Source organism: Methylobacterium sp. J-030 (genome assembly GCF_022829545.1).
Classification (GTDB): Bacteria; Pseudomonadota; Alphaproteobacteria; order Rhizobiales; family Beijerinckiaceae; genus Methylobacterium.
In genome coordinates this window covers 90,436-107,054 of record NZ_JAKSYM010000225.1, presented here as the reverse complement: position 1 = coordinate 107,054, position 16,619 = coordinate 90,436, and the positions used below count along the sequence as shown (strand labels likewise).

20 protein-coding genes are annotated in these 16,619 nt (G+C 69.6%); 5 read left to right on the top strand and 15 right to left on the bottom strand.

What is annotated here, in order from left to right; translation table 11 throughout:
• The first annotated feature begins 186 nt into the window (after positions 1-186).
• Positions 187-480 (top strand): hypothetical protein, encoded by a 294-nt coding sequence (locus MKK75_RS15395; RefSeq protein WP_244043423.1) that lies wholly within the window; start codon positions 187-189, stop codon positions 478-480.
• On the opposite strand, the gene MKK75_RS15390 is transcribed toward MKK75_RS15395, so the two are convergent.
• Positions 474-1,004 (bottom strand): RT0821/Lpp0805 family surface protein, encoded by a 531-nt coding sequence (locus tag MKK75_RS15390; RefSeq protein WP_244043422.1) that lies wholly within the window; start codon positions 1,002-1,004, stop codon positions 474-476. The genes MKK75_RS15395 and MKK75_RS15390 overlap by 7 nt on opposite strands.
• A gap of 92 nt (positions 1,005-1,096) precedes the next feature.
• Here MKK75_RS15390 and pdxH point away from each other — a divergent pair, with 92 nt between their 5' ends.
• A complete protein-coding gene (pdxH, locus tag MKK75_RS15385) occupies positions 1,097-1,720 on the top strand; it encodes a pyridoxamine 5'-phosphate oxidase (protein ID WP_313901863.1) in 624 nt (207 codons plus the stop codon).
• Between the two features lie 73 nt (positions 1,721-1,793).
• Here pdxH and MKK75_RS15380 read toward each other — a convergent pair whose 3' ends face one another.
• The 8 genes from MKK75_RS15380 to hydA all read right to left on the bottom strand — a co-directional run bounded on the left by MKK75_RS15380 (position 1,794) and on the right by hydA (position 9,137).
• Positions 1,794-2,486 (bottom strand): 50S ribosomal protein L25/general stress protein Ctc, encoded by a 693-nt coding sequence (locus tag MKK75_RS15380; protein WP_244043421.1) that lies wholly within the window; start codon positions 2,484-2,486, stop codon positions 1,794-1,796.
• 160 nt (positions 2,487-2,646) lie between these two features.
• Positions 2,647-2,982 carry a hypothetical protein gene (locus MKK75_RS15375; RefSeq protein ID WP_244043420.1) on the bottom strand — a complete coding sequence of 112 codons (336 nt, stop codon included), beginning with the start codon at positions 2,980-2,982 and terminating at the stop codon, positions 2,647-2,649.
• Positions 2,983-2,986: 4 nt separating this feature from the next.
• Positions 2,987-3,301, bottom strand: coding sequence for a hypothetical protein (locus tag MKK75_RS15370; protein ID WP_244043419.1), 315 nt, complete (start codon positions 3,299-3,301; stop codon positions 2,987-2,989).
• A gap of 46 nt (positions 3,302-3,347) precedes the next feature.
• Positions 3,348-4,238, bottom strand: coding sequence for an ABC transporter permease (locus MKK75_RS15365; RefSeq protein ID WP_244043418.1), 891 nt, complete (start codon positions 4,236-4,238; stop codon positions 3,348-3,350).
• A gap of 1 nt (position 4,239) precedes the next feature.
• Entirely contained in the window at positions 4,240-5,169 is a 930-nt protein-coding gene (locus MKK75_RS15360) for an ABC transporter permease (RefSeq protein ID WP_244043417.1), read from the bottom strand.
• Between the two features lie 223 nt (positions 5,170-5,392).
• Entirely contained in the window at positions 5,393-6,649 is a 1,257-nt protein-coding gene (locus MKK75_RS15355) for a PotD/PotF family extracellular solute-binding protein (RefSeq protein ID WP_244043416.1), read from the bottom strand.
• Between the two features lie 17 nt (positions 6,650-6,666).
• A complete protein-coding gene (locus MKK75_RS15350) occupies positions 6,667-7,662 on the bottom strand; it encodes an ABC transporter ATP-binding protein (protein WP_244043415.1) in 996 nt (331 codons plus the stop codon).
• 47 nt (positions 7,663-7,709) lie between these two features.
• On the bottom strand, positions 7,710-9,137 hold the full coding sequence (gene hydA, locus MKK75_RS15345) for a dihydropyrimidinase (RefSeq protein WP_244043414.1): 1,428 nt from the start codon (positions 9,135-9,137) through the stop codon (positions 7,710-7,712).
• A 501-nt stretch (positions 9,138-9,638) separates the two neighbouring features.
• Between hydA and MKK75_RS15340 the strand changes: the two genes are divergently transcribed.
• The 3 genes from MKK75_RS15340 (at position 9,639) to MKK75_RS15330 (ending at position 11,792) form a co-directional block, all read left to right on the top strand.
• Positions 9,639-10,352: an SIR2 family NAD-dependent protein deacylase gene (locus MKK75_RS15340; protein ID WP_244043413.1), complete on the top strand. Its 714-nt coding sequence runs from the start codon at positions 9,639-9,641 to the stop codon at positions 10,350-10,352.
• Between the two features lie 217 nt (positions 10,353-10,569).
• Entirely contained in the window at positions 10,570-10,794 is a 225-nt protein-coding gene (locus MKK75_RS15335; RefSeq protein WP_244043412.1) for a hypothetical protein, read from the top strand.
• A 212-nt stretch (positions 10,795-11,006) separates the two neighbouring features.
• Entirely contained in the window at positions 11,007-11,792 is a 786-nt protein-coding gene (locus tag MKK75_RS15330) for a DUF1194 domain-containing protein (RefSeq protein WP_244043470.1), read from the top strand.
• Between the two features lie 163 nt (positions 11,793-11,955).
• Here the strand turns inward: MKK75_RS15330 and MKK75_RS15325 are convergent, their stop codons facing one another.
• From MKK75_RS15325 to MKK75_RS15300, 6 genes are all read right to left on the bottom strand, one after another.
• On the bottom strand, positions 11,956-12,333 hold the full coding sequence (locus MKK75_RS15325) for a hypothetical protein (RefSeq protein ID WP_244043411.1): 378 nt from the start codon (positions 12,331-12,333) through the stop codon (positions 11,956-11,958).
• 75 nt (positions 12,334-12,408) lie between these two features.
• Entirely contained in the window at positions 12,409-14,739 is a 2,331-nt protein-coding gene (locus MKK75_RS15320) for a xanthine dehydrogenase family protein molybdopterin-binding subunit (protein WP_244043410.1), read from the bottom strand.
• Positions 14,736-15,215 (bottom strand): (2Fe-2S)-binding protein, encoded by a 480-nt coding sequence (locus tag MKK75_RS15315; protein WP_244043409.1) that lies wholly within the window; start codon positions 15,213-15,215, stop codon positions 14,736-14,738. Before MKK75_RS15315 ends, MKK75_RS15320 begins: the two co-directional genes overlap by 4 nt.
• A 330-nt stretch (positions 15,216-15,545) precedes the next feature.
• Entirely contained in the window at positions 15,546-15,950 is a 405-nt protein-coding gene (locus MKK75_RS15310) for a type II toxin-antitoxin system VapC family toxin (RefSeq protein WP_244043408.1), read from the bottom strand.
• Positions 15,950-16,195 carry a type II toxin-antitoxin system VapB family antitoxin gene (locus tag MKK75_RS15305; protein ID WP_244043407.1) on the bottom strand — a complete coding sequence of 82 codons (246 nt, stop codon included), beginning with the start codon at positions 16,193-16,195 and terminating at the stop codon, positions 15,950-15,952. Before MKK75_RS15305 ends, MKK75_RS15310 begins: the two co-directional genes overlap by 1 nt.
• Positions 16,196-16,273: 78 nt before the next feature.
• The gene (locus MKK75_RS15300) at positions 16,274-16,609 is read right to left on the bottom strand and encodes a DUF6968 family protein (RefSeq protein ID WP_244043406.1); all 336 of its coding nucleotides are present in this window, start codon (positions 16,607-16,609) and stop codon (positions 16,274-16,276) included.
• Positions 16,610-16,619: the final 10 nt, after the last annotated feature.

Below are 16,619 nucleotides of genomic sequence, written 5' to 3'. Positions count from 1 at the left end.
CTACCGGAACAGGGCACCTGCACAGCGCGATTCCTGTCGACGTCATCAAAAATTGATGCGTTTCGTCCGGCATCGTAAATCTCTGTTGCGTGTCCGTGATACCGTGTCGCGCGAGAGTCCGGGGCCGCCCGGGAACTCCCTGTTCGGCTGAGCCGTTCGCTCAGTCAGAGGTTTTGGAGACGGGACATGACGCGCAAGACGCTGACGATACCGCTGGCCGCGATGCTGCTCGTCGCCGCCCCGGGTGCGGCCTTCGCGTTCGGTGGCGGCGGTGGCGGCGACAGTGGCAGCGGGCTCTCGCCCTACGCGGCGCTCAGCGGCAACGACCGCTCGGCCGGCGTGAACAACGGCAATTACCGCGACCCGGCGCTCGATCCCTACATCCGGGCCTACGATCCCGAGGCCGCCGCCCGCTACGTCGCCCCGCCGGCCGCCCAGCCGCGGCTGCGCATGCGGCCCTATTACGGCTATCCCTACTGAGGAGCTGCGCCGGCCCCGGCATGGGGCCGGTTGTCGTCCGGGGCGTTCGGAGCCTTCGCAGTCCGGATGCGCGTGAGCGCCCAGGCGCCGCCCGAGGGCTTGCAGCCGGTGCCGCGCACGAAGCGGCTGCGCTGCGGGCCGACCACGGAGGCCAGGAAGTTGCGGCAGATCAGGTCGTCGGCCACGTAAGGCAGGCCGGTGGGATTGATCGTGCCGTGCAGTCCGGTCTCCGGGTTGTCCCACTTCACGGGGCGCCCATTGCCCTGCGGATCCAGCGCGACCGCCAGGGCCGCCCGGGCCCGCCGCCAATCCTCCTCGACAAGGTCCTTGCCGAAGCTCAGGGGCCGCTTCTCGATGCTGCCGGTGACGGTGGGCTCCGCGATGATGGGCGGTGCCTCCGCCTCCCCGCGGAAGACGAGCAGCGGCTGGCTGCAGCCGCACAGGACCAGCATCATCGCGAGCGACAGCACGGGCGCGCCGAAGCGTGACCCTCGCCGTGACCCTTTACACGCGCATCGCCGCATTACACCTGACTCACGACGGGCTTTCCGCTCGACCGAACATGCCGATGTCGGTGCCCCCTCAGGCCCTGGACGCGGCAGGCAGGAGTCTTGGCGTGGATCAGTTAAGGACCGATGACCCGCAGGCTGCGGATTTCACCCGGAGCGACGACCCCGTCGCGCTGTTCTCCGCCTGGATGAAGGAGGCGGAGGCCGCCGAGCCGGAGGATCCGAACGCGATGGCGCTCGCCACCGCGGGATCCGACGGGCTGCCCGATGTCCGCGTCGTGCTGCTGAAGGGTTTTGACGCGCGCGGCTTCGTTTTCTACACCAACGCGCAATCCGCCAAGGGGGAGGAGCTTGCGCAGAACCCGCAGGCGGCCCTGGTGCTGCACTGGAAGAGCCTGCGGCGGCAGGTGCGCGCCCGGGGCGCGGTCTCGCCGGTAACCCCGGAGGAGGCGGATGCCTATTTCGCGAGTCGGCATCCGGAGAGCCGCCTCGGCGCCATCGCCAGCCAGCAATCCCGCCCGCTCGCCGACCGCGCCACGCTGATGCGAGCCGTGGCCGCGTTGTCCGAGCGCTACGGCGACGGGCCGATCCCCCGGCCTGCGCACTGGACCGGCTTCCGCATCGCGCCGGTGAGCATCGAGTTCTGGCAGAACGGCGATTACCGCCTGCACGACCGGGTCCGCTTCACCCGGGCCGGCGACGGCTGGAGCCGCGCCCGGCTCTACCCGTGAGTGCCCTTCCCCGAAACGAAGAGAGCCCCGGCAGGGCCGGGGCTCTCGGTCTGGCTGGACGGTGCGTCGAGGCTCAGGCCTCCGCATCGTCCTTCTTCTCGTCCTCGGCGGCCCCGGCTTCGGCTTCGGCCTTCTCCTCGGCAGCCTCGGTCGCCTGCGCCTCGGCGATGGCGGCCTCCTCGGCCTCCACCTCGGCGCCGAGCACGGTCGGCGGCACGATGTTGGCGACGGGATCGGTCTGCTCGCCGGTGTAGGTGCCGGCCGGGATCTTGATGTCGGAGACGTGGATCACGTCGCCGATCGCGCGGCCGGTGAGGTCGACCTCGATCGCGTCCGGGATCTGGTCGGGGGCGACGTCGAGGCTCAGGGTGTGGGCCACGATGTTGAGGGTGCCGCCGAGCTTCTTGATGCCGGGAGCCGCGTCCTCGTTGACGAAGTGCACCGGCACCTCGACCGTGACGGTCTGGCCCGAGACGACGCGCAGGAAGTCGACGTGCAGCGGCACGCCGCTGACCGGGTCGAGCTGGAAGTCGCGCGGAATCGCGCGGATCTTCTTGCCGCCGGCGTTGATCTCGAACAGCGTGGTCTTGAAGCCGCCGGCGTAGATCAGGGTGCGGGCGCGGATGAGGTCGACCGCGATGGATTGCGGCGGCTGGCCGCCCCCGTAGATGACGGCGGGAACTTGGCCCTGGCGACGAACGGCCCGGGCGGCCCCCTTGCCGACCCGGTCGCGTGCCACGGCCTCAAGCGTCTTCACAGCGCTCATGGCGTGATCCTTCAGATGATGACGGGATCCGGAAAACGAAAAAGCCGCCCGACGCGGACGGCTGTGACCTTCCCGGTGCGCCCCTGCCTCCAAGGGTGTCGGGGGGCGCGCCGTGCGCATACACGGATGGGGCGGGGTTGGCAATGTTCGGGCCGTGCCGCTACGCGGCCGCGAGGCCTCGGCGGAGGATGATGCCGATCGCCTCCTCCCGGCTCGGCGGTTCCGGCCTCGACAAGCGCCATGAGTCGATCGCGCGCAGCACATCACCGGGGATCGTGGGCGCATCGTCCGGCTGCGGCGCGGACGCGGCCACACCGAAGTTGCCGAGGGCGAATGGCGAGTAGCCATCGGGCGTCAGGTGCAGGATCACGGAAACCCGTTCGCCCCTCGCAAGGCGATCAACGGTGTCGTGCGCGTCTGGCAAGTCCAGGCCGAACGTCATCAGCGCCCGCACGAGGTCGACAGGTCGCTCGATCGGGGCGGAAACCTGAAGCACGAGTTCAACGGGAATACCGGAAGGGCGGTGGTCGGCGCCCGCGTTTCGGTCCCGCCCCCGTCGTTCGAGCGCCTCCTTCAATGACGACCGCATCGACTTCAGCCTCTCTCAGGATCTCGGCACCGATCGCGTTGAGCCCCGCCCGCCCGAGGGCGCCCTTGCGCAGCCCCTGAATATGGGCACGGCGAAAATACAGGGTTTGGCCGATCTGCTCCAGTTCGCCGACCGCCTCCAGGCGCCCGACAGGTGTCTCGATCTCGATCAGAACGGTATTTCCGCGGCCGTAATCGAGGATCGCGATCGAACCGGCCGGCCACATCCGTGAACCTCGTCGACTCGCATGCGATGGCGAGAGGGTAGGCTGCCTACCGCAACCCCGCCAGCGCCCGCCGCGCCCGGCGCTTCTGCAGCCACAGCGTCAAACCGAGGGCCGTCCCGATCACCAGCGCCGAGACCGCCGTGGTTACCGTGCCCAGCGCGTAGATCTCCGGCGTCGTCACCGTGGTGGTGAGGCCCTGGAGCTCCAGTGGCAGGGTGTTGCGGCCGCCGATCGCCTGGCTGGTGCGGGCGAGTTCGTCGAACGACAGGGTGAAGCCGAACAGCGCGACGCCGACGAGGGCCGGCGCCAGGATCGGCACAACCACGTGGCGGAGCGTCTGGGCGCCGCTGGCGCCGAGGTCGCGGGCCGCCTCCTCGTAGGCCGGGTCGAACCGGTTGAACACCGCGAACAGGATCAGCAGGTCGAAGGGCAGCGTCCAGGTGAGGTGCGCCCCCAGCGCCGAGCTGTAGAGGCCCATCAGCGTGCCGTGGTCCTGCAGGAACCCCCAGCCGGTGGCGGCGGCGAGGGCGTTGACGGCGTCGTCGAGCAGCCGGAATTCCAGCCCGATCCCGAGCGAGACCACGATGGAGGGCACGATCAGGCTCGACACCGCCAGGGCGAAGACGAGGCCGGCTCCCCAAAACCCCCTCCGGAAGGCGAGGCCGGCGTAGAAGGCGATTCCGACGGTGAGTGCCATCACCACGAGGCCGAGCGAGAGAGAGCGCCGGAACGCCGCCCAGATGTCGACCACCCCGACTCCCTCCCACAGCTTGGCGAACCAGTGGGTTGAGACGCCGTTCATCGGGAAGGTCAGGCCGCCGGACGGGCCCTGGAAGCTGAGCGCCAGGATCGTCAGCGTCGGCCCGTAGAGGAACAGGACGTAGAGGGCGAAGACCGCCGCCAGTAAGTAGAAGGCGAGGCCGCGGGGCTGGTCCATCCTAGAGTTCCCGGCGCAGGTCGATCATCCGGGTGAGCCCGAGGATCATCAGCAGCACGGCGGCGAGCAGCACCATGGCGTTGGCGGCGGCGGCCGGGAATTGCAGGTAGGCCATCTGCACCTGGATCACCTTGCCGACGCTGGCGATCTGCTGCCCGCCCATCACGCCGACCGTGACGAAGTCGCCCATCACCAGGGTGGTCACGAAGATGTTGCCGATGGCGAGGCCGGGCTTGGCCAGCGGCAGCACCACGTTCCAGAGGATCTGCGCGCCGGAGGCCCCGGCATCGCGCGCCGCCTCGATCAGCCGGCGGTCGATGCGGGCGAGGCTGTTGAAGATCGGCACGATCATGAACACCGTGTCGAGGTGCACGAAGGCCAGCACCACCGCGAAGTCGGAATAGAGCAGGCCCTCGATCGGCTGCCGGATCAGCCCGAGGGCGCGGAGCGTGTCGTTGACGAGGCCGTTGCGGCCGAGCAGCGGGATCCACGAGATCATGCGGATCACGTTCGAGGTCCAGAACGGGATCGTGCAGAGCAGGAACAGCCCCATCCGCACGGTGCCGGAGCGGATGTGGAAGGCCAGGAAATACGCGATCGCGAAGCCGAGCGGCAGGGTGACCGCCAGCGTCAGCACGACAAACTTCACCGTCGAGAGGTAGGTGCGGACCGTGGTGCAGAGATCGGCCGACAGGCAGCCGTCGAACAGGTCGGCGTAGTTCTGCAGGGTCAGCGCCGGGATGATCGCGTACTCGTTGTACTCCCAGAGCGAGACGATCCCGGTGAGCACCAGCGGCACCACCAGGAAGATCAGGAAGACGAGGGTGAGCGGCGCGGCCTGAAGATAGGCCAGGCTGCGGCGGCGCGGGGGCACGGCCGCGACTGGCGCGGCAACGGTTTCAGCGGTGTGGGGGAGGGCGAGGTCGTTCACCGGATGGCCCTCGACCCACGCGCGCCTCCCTCCCCCCTCTGCGGGGGAGGGTACCCTGCGAAGCAGGGGGGGAGAGGGGCGGCGCGACGGGTCAGGGTTTCACGCCTGTCGTGCCCTGTTCGGATGCGTCGCTCCCCTCTTGCGGGACGAAGTCCCGGCCCGACCCGCTCCGCGGGCCACCCTCCCCCGCAGAGGGGGGAGGGAGCGCGGGCGCGCAGACCGCTCACGCGGCGATGAACTCGTTCCACTTGCGCACCATGTAGGTGTTCTCGTCCATCACGGCGTTCCAGCAGGCGACCGCGCCCATGCGCTGGTCGAAGGAGCCGCCGTCGCGGGTGGCGCCGGCCTTCTCGATCAGCGTGCCGTCCGGGCCCAGGATGTCCTTCTCGGCGGGCTTGCCCTCCATCCAGAAGGCCCATTCGTAGGGCTGCATGTTCTCCCGGGCGGTCTCCAGCACCGCGGAATAGTAGCCCTGCCGGTTGAGGTAGGCCCCGGCCCAGCCGGACAGGAACCAGTTGATGAAGTCGTAGGCGGCGTCGAGCTTCCGGCCGCTCAGGGTCTTCGGGACGCCAAAGCCCTGGGCCCAGGCCCGGTAGCCCTCCTTCAGCGGCTGGTAGACGCACGGCACGCCCTGCGCGCGCACCTTGGTCACCGCCGGCGACCACATCGACTGGATCACCGTCTCGCCCGAGGCCATCAGGTTCACGGATTCGTTGAAGTCCTGCCAGAAGGCCCGGAACTGGCCGGCACGCTTGGCCTCGATCAGCACCTTGATGGTGCGGTCGATCTCGGGCTTGGTCATGTTGCCCTTGTCGCCGTAGGTGTAGTCGCCGCTGGCCTCCACCACCATGGCGGCGTCCATGATGCCGATCGACGGGATGTTGAGGATCGAGGCCTTGCCCTTGAACGCGGGGTCGAGGAGGTCCTTCCAGCTCGTGACCGGCCGCCTGATTAGGTCGGGCCGGATGCCGAGCGTGTCGGCGTTGTAGGTGGTGGGGATCAGGGTCAGCCACTCGGTCGGCGCGGCCGCGAAGGTCTTGGCGTTCTGCCCTTCGAGGTAGAACACTTTTCGCGGGGCGGTGCCCTGGTCGCCGATCCGCTTCCCGTTCACCTCGCCCTTGGTGAACACGCCGGTGATCCTGTCGGCGAGCTTGATCCGCTTGGCGTCCAGGCCGGCGAGGTTGCCCGAGGGGATGATCTTCTTCAGGCTGAAATACTCGGTGTCGATCAGGTCGAAGGAGTTCGGCTGCGTCACCGCGCGCTTCGTCACCTCGTCGGTCACGACCGGCATGTATTCGAGGGTGATGCCGAGATCCTCCTTCACCTTCCGGGCGATGTCGGACGATTGGCTCACCGCGGTGCCGAGGTAGCGCAAGGTCACGGGCTCGGCGGCGTGCACGGCCGGGAAGCCGGTCACCGGCATGGCGGCCAGCGCTCCGGCACCCTTCAGGAGCGTGCGCCGGCTCGGGGAAAGGTCCATCGTCGTCTCCGTGACTGTTACGCGTCGAGGCGGTGGGCGGCGGCCGTGTCCCACCCGACCGGGATCGTGTCGCCCAGGTGGAGCGGGCGGGCGGCGAACGCCGCGTCGCTGAGGATCGCCGTGAGGGCGGCCGGGCTCTCGGGCGGGCGCTCCAGCCCGTCGGCGTCGAGGCCGACATGGACGCTGGTGCCCTGATACTCGACCGCCACAACCCGGGCCGGCAGGGCGGCGGGGCCGGCCTCGGCGCCGAGGCGCATCCGGTCGGCCCGCACGGCGACGAGCCCCTCGGGCAGCCGGATCAGGTTGTGGCCGCCGATGAACCGGGCCACGAAGGCGGTCGCCGGCCGCTCGAACACGGTGCGCGGGTCGGCCGCCTGCTCGATCCGACCGGCATTCATCACCACCACGAGGTCGGACAGCGCCATCGCCTCCTCCTGGCTGTGGGTGACGTGGATGAAGGTGAGGCCGAGTTCGGTCTGGATCCGCTTCAGCTCCACCCGCATCCGCACCCGCAGGAACGGATCGAGGGCGGAGAGCGGCTCGTCGAGGAGCAGCACCTTCGGGCCGGTGACGAGGGCGCGGGCGAGCGCCACGCGCTGCTGCTGACCGCCGGAGAGCTGGGCCGGCAGGCGCGCGGCGAGGTGGCTCATCTGCACGAGGTCGAGCATCGCCATCGCCCTGGCGCGGCGCTCCGCCTTGCCGACCCCGCGCATCTTCAGACTGAAGGCGACGTTGTCGCGCGCGTCGAGATGCGGGAACAGCGCGTAGCTCTGGAACATCATGGCGGTGCCGCGTTCCGCCGGTGGCGCGTCGCCCACCGCCTTCGGGCCGATCACCACCGCGCCCCCGCTGGCGCGCTCGTGGCCGCCGATCATGCGCAGGGTCGTGGTCTTGCCGCAGCCGGAGGGGCCGAGCAGGCAGCAATAGGCCCCGGACGGCACCTTGAGGTCGATCGCATCGACCGCGAGAGCCGCGCCGTAGCGCTTGGTCAGGCCGATCAGCTCGACGTTCATGCGAAGCTCCCCCCGGAGTCCAGGCAAGCGGCGGGCCAGCGCGGCCGTCAGACGTCCCGTCGCTCGGCCGGGTCGACCGCCCGGTCGAGCACCCGCCCGCGGCCCGGCGCGGACAGGACCTTGCCGTCCTCGGCGATCACCTGCCCGCCCGCGATGGTCATCACCGGCCAGCCGGTGACGTCAAAACCCTCCCAGGGGGTGTAGTCCGAGCCGTGATGCAGGGTCTCCTGGCGGATGGTCTCGCGCCTGTTGGGGTCCCAGAGGGTCAGGTCGGCGTCGAAGCCCGGGGCGATCGAGCCCTTGCGCGGATACAGCCCGTAGAGCTTGGCGTGGTTCGTGGCGGTCAGCGCGGCGAACTGGTTGAGGCTGATCCGCCCCTTCGAGACGCCCTCCGAGAAGAACACCGGCAGCCGCGTCTCCACGCCCGGGATGCCGTTCGGGATCCAGCGGAACGAGGTCTTTCCGCGCGGGTTCAGCTTGCCCTGCGGGTCGTCGTAGCGGAACGGCGAGTGGTCGGAGGAGACCACGTCGAAGATCCCGCGTCGGATCCCCGACCAGACCGCCTCCTGGCTCTCTTGATCCCGGGGCGGCGGCGAGCAGACGTACTTCGCCCCGGCCATCGGATCGTCGAGGCCGAGCCCCTTCATGTGCTCGGCCGTGAGGGTCAGGTATTGCGGGCAGGTCTCGGCCCGGATCTTGAGCCCCCGTGCCTGCGCCCAGGCGATCTGCTCGGTGGCCTCGCGGCCCGAGACGTGGACGATCACGATCGGCAGGTCGATCAGCTCGGCGTGGCTGATCGCCCGGTGGGCGGCCTCCCGCTCGACCACCTCGGGCCGCGACAGGGCGTGGCCGTAGGGCTTGGTCTCGCCCGCCCGCTCCAGCCGGTCGCTGAGATAGCGGATCGCGTCGTAGCCCTCGGCGTGGACCATCACCCGGGCGCCCTGCCGCCGGGCGACGTGGAACACGTCGAGGAGCTGGCGGTCGTTCAGGACGAGGTCATCGTAGGTCATGAAGACCTTGAACGAGGTGTAGCCGTCGGCCACCAGCGCCGGCAGTTCCTGGCCGAGCACCGCCTCGCTCGGGTCGGAGATGATCATGTGGATCGCCACGTCCACGTGGCACTGGCCTTCGGCCTTGGCCCGATAGGCGTCGACGGCTTGGCGCAGCGAGCCGCCCCGCGGCTGGACCGCGAAGGGCATCACGCAGGTGTTGCCGCCCGCCGCCGCGGCCCGGGTGGCGCTGGCGAAGTCGTCGGCCATGACGATGCCCGGCCCCGGGTCCTGGGCGATGTGGACGTGGCTGTCGATCCCGCCGGGCAGGACGAGCAGGCCGGAGGCGTCGATCACCCGGGCGGCGTCGGCGATGCCCTCGGCCACCGCGACGATGCGGCCGCCGCACACGCCGATATCGGCCCGCACCGTGTCGCTGGCGGTGACCACAGTGCCGCCGCGGATCGCCAGGTCGAATTCGGGCATCCGGTTCCTCCTCTGCGCCGAGGGGCCGATGCACGGTCCGCGCCGATTCGGGCGGCCGTCATCGCGGCGGCAGGAGGTCACAGCCGGTCGTCGTGGTCCAGCGTTTCCCCGTCACGGGTTTCCAAAGGGCGCGGCCCCAGCCCTTTCAAGGTGTGTGACGCTGGACCTGGCCGCGACCGCTCGCCGTCATCGCGAGCGCAGCGTAGCGACCCAGGGCAGCGCGACCTCGGGGAGCGTGCGCCACCCTGGATTGCTTCGCTGGCGCTCGCCAGGACGACGGCAGCGCATAGGGCGTGATAACCCTTTGACTGATGTGAAGAAAACTTCACTCGGGGCGGCCGTCGGCAACACTTTAACAGGGCTGGGTCTGGACCTTTCGGATCCGATCTCTCGATACGAGGGTGAACGGTCGCCGTTCCGGAGAACCGGAGCTGGCGGGAACCCTGGACATCGAGGATCGGCGGCGCAACATCGGATCCGTCCGGATACCGGAGCACGCGCATGACGGAACAACCCAAAACCATCTTCGTGCTGACTGGGGCCGGCGTCTCGGCCGAGAGCGGGCTCGGCACGTTCCGGGACCGCGGCGGGATCTGGGCGCGGTTCGATCCCATGAAGCTCGCCACCCCGGAGGCCTATGCGGCGGATCCCGATACGGTGCTCGACTTCTACGACCATCGCCGCCGCGGCGTGATCGCGGCCGCGCCGAACGCCGCGCACGTCGCCCTGGCCCAGGCCGAGGCCCGGCTCGCCGCACGGGGCGGGCGGCTGTTCCTGTGCACGCAGAACGTCGACGACCTGCACGAGCGGGCCGGCTCCCGGGCGGTCGTCCATATGCACGGCGAGCTGCTCAAGGCCCGCTGCTGCGCCTGCGGGGCGGTGACGCCCTGGCGCGCGGACCTGACCCGGGCGGAGTCCTGCCCGGCCTGCGGCACGCTCGGCCGGATGCGGCCCGACGTGGTCTGGTTCGGCGAGATGCCGATGCACCGCGACGCGATCGAGGCGGCGCTCGCGGAGGCCGACCTGTTCGTGGCGGTCGGCACGTCGGGGGCGGTCTATCCGGCGGCCGGCTACGTGCGGCAGGCCCGGGCCCTCGGGATTCCGACCTGCGAGATCAACCTCGAACCCTCCGACAATGCCGACGCGTTCGACGACGCCCGGTACGGTCCGGCCAGCGAGGCGCTGCCGCGCTATCTGACCGATCTGGAGCTGTGACCGTATCTGAGCCGGCAAAGCCCTCAAAAGGTTGTGTATTTCGGCCTCAAAGGCATTGCGGCCGTCAAGGATCGATGTCCTAATTTTCGCGAATCACGTCCCTGCGAGCTGTCAAGAACTGTTCGGAGAGTTGCCGACCGGCTACAACGGTCAAGCTTGGGCTCGGCGTCGCGGCCCTCCCGAGCGTTCGTTGAAGCCACAAGGGGAAGCAACACCCATGCAGCACTTCACCGTAACCGACCGCGAGCGTGACACCGTCCTGGCGGCGTTGCGCTATTATCAATTCTACCGGATGCAGGGACATCCCTTCGACCCACGCCAGGACCACCTGATCAACACGATCGCCGGCCAGACCGGCGAGGCCCTGAACCTCACGGAGATCGACGATCTCTGCGCCGGCCTGAACGGCCACCGCCACGCCCTGGCGGCCAAAGCGGCCTGAGGCTGCCGGGAGCGGTTCGGCCGCCCCCATATCCCGGGCGCGGGGTACGTCCGGGACGATCCACTCCGAGACGAGCGGGAGCGCCGCCGGAGTCGGATCCTCGCCGATCCTCCTCTCCCCCGAAAGGTCGGTTTCACCGTGACTTGAAACGTGCCCTAACGATCCCGCGTGGCCCTCCGGCCGCGCGAGGTCCGGGGACACCCATGCCGAGGATGCGGACGGGTTCGGGATGGCTGTTCCGCGGCGCGGCGCGGGCGGCCGCCCCGATCCTCGCCCTCATCCTGGGCCTGCCGCCCGCCTCCGCGGCCGAGAGCGTGGCCACCGCGCTGGTGGTCTCCGTAGACGTCTCGCAATCCGTCGACGACACCCGCTTCCGGCTTCAGATGGAGGGCATCGCCGAGGCCCTGGAGGATCCCGCCGTGGTCGGCGCGATCACGGGCAATCCGGGCGGCATCCTGTTCGCGATGGTGACCTGGGCGGACCGGGCCAGTCTCGCTGTCGGCTGGCGGCGGATCGCCAGCCGGGTCGACGCCATCGCCACCGCGGCGCTGGTCCGGGCCACGCCCCGGCAGGCGGGCGAGTTCACCTGCCTCGGCCAGATGTTCCGGACTGTGACCGTGGGGGTGCTGCCGGCGCTGCCGGTCCCGGCCGAACGCGTGGTGATCGATGTCTCGGGCGACGGCATCGACAATTGCACCGACGCCGACAGCTTGACCGACGCGCACCGGGCCCTGCTCGACACCGGGGCGACGGTCAACGGCCTGCCGATCCTGGTGCCAGGGGAGAACGACGTGGTCGGGGCCGGCGCCTACCGGGCACCGGGCTACGGCCTGCTCCCGACCCCGCTGCCGCAGGAGCGCACGAGCCTGGAGCAATGGTATCGCGCCCACGTCCTCGGCGGTCCGGGCGCGTTCCTGCTGGCGGCGGCGGGCTATGGCGATTTCTCGCGGGCGCTGCGGCGGAAATTCGTGATCGAGATCAGCGCGCTTGGGCGATGAGGGCAGCCGGGGCGATCGTCATCCCACCCACGCCCTCATCCTGAGGCCTCCGCTTCGCGGCACCTCAGGATGAGGGCGCGGATTGGATCCGAGTGGCTGGCCAAGTCCGCGTACCGGTTCGACCGGGCCGGCTTTCCTCAAAGACCGGCCATTGGGCTATGCCTCAGGGCGCCTTCTTGAGCTGCTGCTCGGCCCGCGACACGGCCGCCTCGCAGGCCTTGGCGTCGCCCTTCGAATCCGCCGTGCGCGCCTCGTCCAGGGCGACCTTCGCCTGCTGGGCGGCATCCGCCCCCTGGCCGGCCTGGGCCGACTTCTCCGGCGGAGCCTGGGGCGCCTCGTTCGCGCGCTGGCCCTCCGTGCCGGTCAGCCCCTCGCCGCCGCGCTTGGCCGCGCTGCCCTGGCCGCTGGTCGAGGCGGAGATCGATTGCGTCACCTCGGACTGGACCCGCTTCGATACGCTGTCGATCCGGTCGCCACAGGGTGAGGCGAGGGCGGGGGCCGCCGTCAGGATCAGGCAGGCGGTCAGGGCGCAACGCATCATCGGATCGGGTCTCTTTCCAGAAAGAAGGGGCCGCGGGTTTCCCCACGGCCCCAACGTGTCGCGGCTGGCGACGGTTCAGGCGCTCAGCTGATCGCGGATCGGCAATTGCCGGACCCGCCGGCCGGTGGCCGCGAAGATCGCGTTGGCGATCGCCGGCGCCACCGGCGGCACGCCGGGCTCGCCGACGCCGCCGAGCGGCCCGTCCCAGGCGCCGGTCGGCACGAGGTGCACGCGGACCACCTTCGGGGCGGCGTCGATCCGGATGATCTCGTAGCCGTCGAAGTTGTTCTGCACCGCCCGGCCCTGCTTGAAGGTGATCTCGGAGGTGAGGGCGAGCCCCATCCCCATGACGACCGCGCCTTCCATCTGCGAACGGATGCGCTCCGGGTTCACCTGCGGGCCACAATCGACCGCGATGTCGATCGCCTTCACCTGGACCTGGCCCTTGTCGTCGACCTCCACCTCGGCCGCCACGGCCGTGTAGGTGACGAAGCTGTAATGGCCGGCGATGCCGAGGCCGCGTCCCTTCGGCATATCCCGACCCCAGCCGGCGCCCTTGGCGGCCGCCTCGATCACGCCGCGCAGGCGGCCGGTGTCGATCGGGTAGCGCTTCGGATCCTCGCCGTAGTTCCAGACATCGCCGATCTCGGTCGGGCTGATCTTGCGATCCGGGCCGATGAGTTCGAGCAGGTACGCCTTCGGCTCGCGGCCGGCGGCGTGCGCCAACTCCGACACGAAGGACTGGATCGCGAAGGCGTGCGGGATGTTCGACACCGAGCGGAACCAGCCGACCCGGACATGGGCGGCGGCCTCGGGGTTCTCCAGCCGCATGTTCGGGATGTTGAGCGGCGTGTTGACCAGCCCCATCCCGAGCTCGAACGGCAGCTCGTGCTTCGGATCGGGCGCGAAGATCGAGCCGATCGTCGGCGCCACCGAGCGGTGCAGCCACGCCACCGGCATGCCCTTCTCGTCGAGGCCGGCCTCTAGGTGCTCCACCGAGATCGTGTGGTAGAAGCCGTGGTGGATGTCGTCCTCGCGGGTCCAGGCGAGCTTCACCGGCGCGCCGCCCACGGCCTGCGAGCAGAGCGCCGCCTCGACCACGTAATCGGGCTTGGACTTGCGGCCGAACCCGCCACCGAGCAGCGTGACGTTCACCTTGACCTTGTCGTCGGGGAGCTTGAGCGCTTTCATCAGGCGGTCGTTGGCCGCCTGCGGACCCTGGACGCAGGCCCAGGCCTCGCAGAACCCGTCCTTCACGCGGGCCACCGCCGCCGGGGGCTCCATCGGCGCCTGGGCGAGGTGGGGCACGAAGTACTCGGCCTGGACCTTCGTCTTGGCCTTGGCCAGGGCGCCGTCGACGTCGCCCTGGTTGCGCACGACCTTGCCGGGCTTGCGCGCGGCGGCCTCCAGCTCCTTGCGGAACGCGTCGGTGTCGTAGCCGGCGTTCGGGCCGTCGTCCCAAGTGATCTTGAGGGCATCGCGCGCCTTCAGGGCCGCCCAGGTGTTCTTGGCCACCACGGCGACGCCGCCGAGCGGCATGAACTCCGTGGGAATCGGGGTGGCGTCGATCTTGAAGATCTTGACGACGCCCGGGACCTTCATGGCCGCGCTGTCGTCGAACGACTTCACCGTGCCGCCATAGACGGCAGGCCGCGCGACGACCGCGTACAGCATCCCGTCGAGCTTGGTGTCGAGGCCGTAGACGGCCCGGCCCGTGGTGATGTCGAAGTTATCGATCAGCCCGATCTTGCCGGTGCCGATGTAGCGGAAGTCCTTCGGGTCCTTCAGCGTGACGTCGGTCGGCACCGGCAGCTCGGCGGCGGCCTGCGCCACCGCGCCGTAGCCGAGGGTGCGGCCCGACTTGGCGTGCGTCAGCGTATGGTTGACAGCCGTGACCTCGGCGGCCGGCACGCCCCATTGCTTGGCCGCGGCCTGGATCAGCATCAGCCGCGCGGCGGCGCCGGCGTGGCGGAAATGCTGGAAGAAGTGCCGGGTCGAGCGCGAGCCGTCCGTGTCCTGGTTGCCGAAGCGGGTCTCGTCGCCCCAGGCCTGGACCACCTTCACCTTCGACCAGTCGGCCTCCAGCTCGTCGGCCACCGTGAAGGCCACCGAGGTGCGGATGCCCTGGCCCATGTCGGAGCGGTGATTGGTCACCGTGACGGTGCCGTCCGGCGCGATGGCGACGAACACCTTCGGATCGTCGCGCCAGCCGTGGGGCATGCCGTCGGCGCCGAATTTTTGTTGTTTCTGCTCCTCGGTCTGGGTCTCGTCGGCCTTCGCAGGACGCAGCGAAAGGGCCAGAACCAGGGCTCCGGCGCCGCCGAGGATGCCGCGGCGGCTGACGTTGTCGAGGGCCGGCTTGGTGCCGGCGGCGCGCTCGGCGGCGAGCTTGGCGTCGTGGATCACAGGCGCTCTCCCTTGCTGGCGGGCGCCGTCTGGCCGGCGGCCTGGTGGATCGCGGCGCGGATGCGCGGGTAGGTGCCGCAGCGGCAGATGTTGCCGCCCATCGTGGTGTCGATGTCCTCGTCGGAGGGTTTTGGCGTATCCTTGAGGAGGGCGGCGGCCTGCATGATCTGGCCGCACTGGCAGAAGCCGCACTGGGCGACGTTCTGGTCGCGCCACGCCACCTGCACCGGGTGGTTGCCGTCCGGCGACAGGCCCTCAATGGTGACGACCTCCTGGCCCTCGGCCGCCGAGACCGGCGTGATGCAGGCGCGGGTCGCGGCGCCGCCGAGGTGGATCGTGCAGGCCCCGCAGAGCGAGACGCCGCAGCCGAACTTGGTGCCGGTGAGCTGGAGCTCGTCCCGCAGGTACCACAGCAGCGGCATGTCGGGGTCGCCGTCGAAGCTGCGCGCAGCCCCGTTCACGGTGAGTTTGATCATCGTTGCGTCCTGTCTGGCGGCGCCGGAGCGGCGTTCAGTCGGGTCCGAGCCGGGCCTTGAAGCCGATGCCGGCTGTGCCGGCTCACGTCCGCCGGTGTCGTGTCGCGACCGGACCAACGCTCAAGCTCAGAATGATAAGTATTCTAAAGCAGGCCTCGGGCCCTGCGCAACGCAGGGATCCGGCTGGTCATCCTGCCATGGTTGCGTTCCGGGTATGCCACGTGCGGTGACGCACATAGTCGGATCACGGGGCGGCGGTCGCCACATCGAGGCTGAGCACCATCGTTGTCCGCCCACTGTGCTGAAGACCGCTCTTGAGAATCGATGTCTCTACGGGACGGTCTCCAGATCCGTCCTGCGAAATTCGTCGGCTGTGGCGAGGATCGGCATGCAGAAGAACCGCACCGCCGCGTCGTGGAGGCAATCGCCGAGATTGAGTCCGTGGCGGCCGGCCCGGTATCGATGCGCGGCCGACAGGGCGAGCGCCGTCGTCTCGCTGGCCGGCGGGAGATCGCAGATCTCGATGCCCCTGGCATCTAGAAATTCGAGGACGATTGGACCGACCGCCTCGACCGTCATGTCGAACTTGTCGGGCCGCGCGAGCGCCAGCACGGTTTCGAGAACCGCAACGGGTGAGGTTCTGCAATGGCTGGCCGAGGCGAGCGCTGCGGAGATCCGGTCGGCCTCCGGCTCGTCCGCCAGCAGGGCGACGATCGCGGAGGCATCCACGAACATCAGCGGCTTTCCCACATCGCGTCGTAGACCTCCCGCGGCAGAGGCTCCCGGGCGGTGTCGCCGAGCGTGATCCCATGCTGCGCGCGCAACCGGGCCGCGGTCTCCCGCGGCGTCTCTACCCGGTGCCTGTGCTCGATCGCCTCTCGCATGGCGATGACGATCGCCTCGGTGATGCCGACGCCCGCCATGGCTGCGAACCGACGCGTCAGCGCATCGGCTTCGGGATTGTTGACGTTGATCGGCATGCGGGTTCGCCTTGATCTGATGTAGATAACCAGTCGCACGGATCTACACCAGCGGAGCGCGCTACACCGTCACTTGCCTCACCCTTCGAAGACCTTGTCCATGCCGATCAGGAAATCGCGGCCGTTCTTCGGGATCGGAAAGCCGTATCCATCGCCGGGCTTGTCCCACATCAGGATGCCGGCCTTATGGGCTTCGCTGACATAGAGGTCGATGCCAATCTTCTGCATCGTCAAATGGAGCGCCTGCAACGCATCGACGCCCGCTCCGAAGCTGTCCCGCGGCTGTCCGGGCCAACCGATCGTGTAGCGGCAGATCCAGTGGCCGTCGTCGTACTCCGGCGCGCAGAGCCGGACCGGAACGGCGATGTCGCCGTCTGGACTCCGGATCGTCAGGATGCGCGTGCCGATAACCATGGCGGCGCAC

What these genes read in the sequence shown, in the direction of transcription:
- MKK75_RS15395 (WP_244043423.1), top strand. Translation starts at nt 187, where the DNA reads ATGACGCGCAAGACGCTGACGATACCGCTGGCCGCGATGCTGCTCGTC.
- MKK75_RS15390 (WP_244043422.1), bottom strand. Translation starts at nt 1,004, where the DNA reads ATGCGGCGATGCGCGTGTAAAGGGTCACGGCGAGGGTCACGCTTCGGC.
- MKK75_RS15380 (WP_244043421.1), bottom strand. Translation starts at nt 2,486, where the DNA reads ATGAGCGCTGTGAAGACGCTTGAGGCCGTGGCACGCGACCGGGTCGGC.
- MKK75_RS15370 (WP_244043419.1), bottom strand. Translation starts at nt 3,301, where the DNA reads ATGTGGCCGGCCGGTTCGATCGCGATCCTCGATTACGGCCGCGGAAAT.
- MKK75_RS15365 (WP_244043418.1), bottom strand. Translation starts at nt 4,238, where the DNA reads ATGGACCAGCCCCGCGGCCTCGCCTTCTACTTACTGGCGGCGGTCTTC.
- MKK75_RS15355 (WP_244043416.1), bottom strand. Translation starts at nt 6,649, where the DNA reads ATGGACCTTTCCCCGAGCCGGCGCACGCTCCTGAAGGGTGCCGGAGCG.
- MKK75_RS15350 (WP_244043415.1), bottom strand. Translation starts at nt 7,662, where the DNA reads ATGAACGTCGAGCTGATCGGCCTGACCAAGCGCTACGGCGCGGCTCTC.
- hydA (WP_244043414.1), bottom strand. Translation starts at nt 9,137, where the DNA reads ATGCCCGAATTCGACCTGGCGATCCGCGGCGGCACTGTGGTCACCGCC.
- MKK75_RS15340 (WP_244043413.1), top strand. Translation starts at nt 9,639, where the DNA reads ATGACGGAACAACCCAAAACCATCTTCGTGCTGACTGGGGCCGGCGTC.
- MKK75_RS15335 (WP_244043412.1), top strand. Translation starts at nt 10,570, where the DNA reads ATGCAGCACTTCACCGTAACCGACCGCGAGCGTGACACCGTCCTGGCG.
- MKK75_RS15330 (WP_244043470.1), top strand. Translation starts at nt 11,007, where the DNA reads ATGCGGACGGGTTCGGGATGGCTGTTCCGCGGCGCGGCGCGGGCGGCC.
- MKK75_RS15325 (WP_244043411.1), bottom strand. Translation starts at nt 12,333, where the DNA reads ATGATGCGTTGCGCCCTGACCGCCTGCCTGATCCTGACGGCGGCCCCC.
- MKK75_RS15315 (WP_244043409.1), bottom strand. Translation starts at nt 15,215, where the DNA reads ATGATCAAACTCACCGTGAACGGGGCTGCGCGCAGCTTCGACGGCGAC.
- MKK75_RS15310 (WP_244043408.1), bottom strand. Translation starts at nt 15,950, where the DNA reads ATGTTCGTGGATGCCTCCGCGATCGTCGCCCTGCTGGCGGACGAGCCG.
- MKK75_RS15305 (WP_244043407.1), bottom strand. Translation starts at nt 16,195, where the DNA reads ATGCCGATCAACGTCAACAATCCCGAAGCCGATGCGCTGACGCGTCGG.
- MKK75_RS15300 (WP_244043406.1), bottom strand. Translation starts at nt 16,609, where the DNA reads ATGGTTATCGGCACGCGCATCCTGACGATCCGGAGTCCAGACGGCGAC.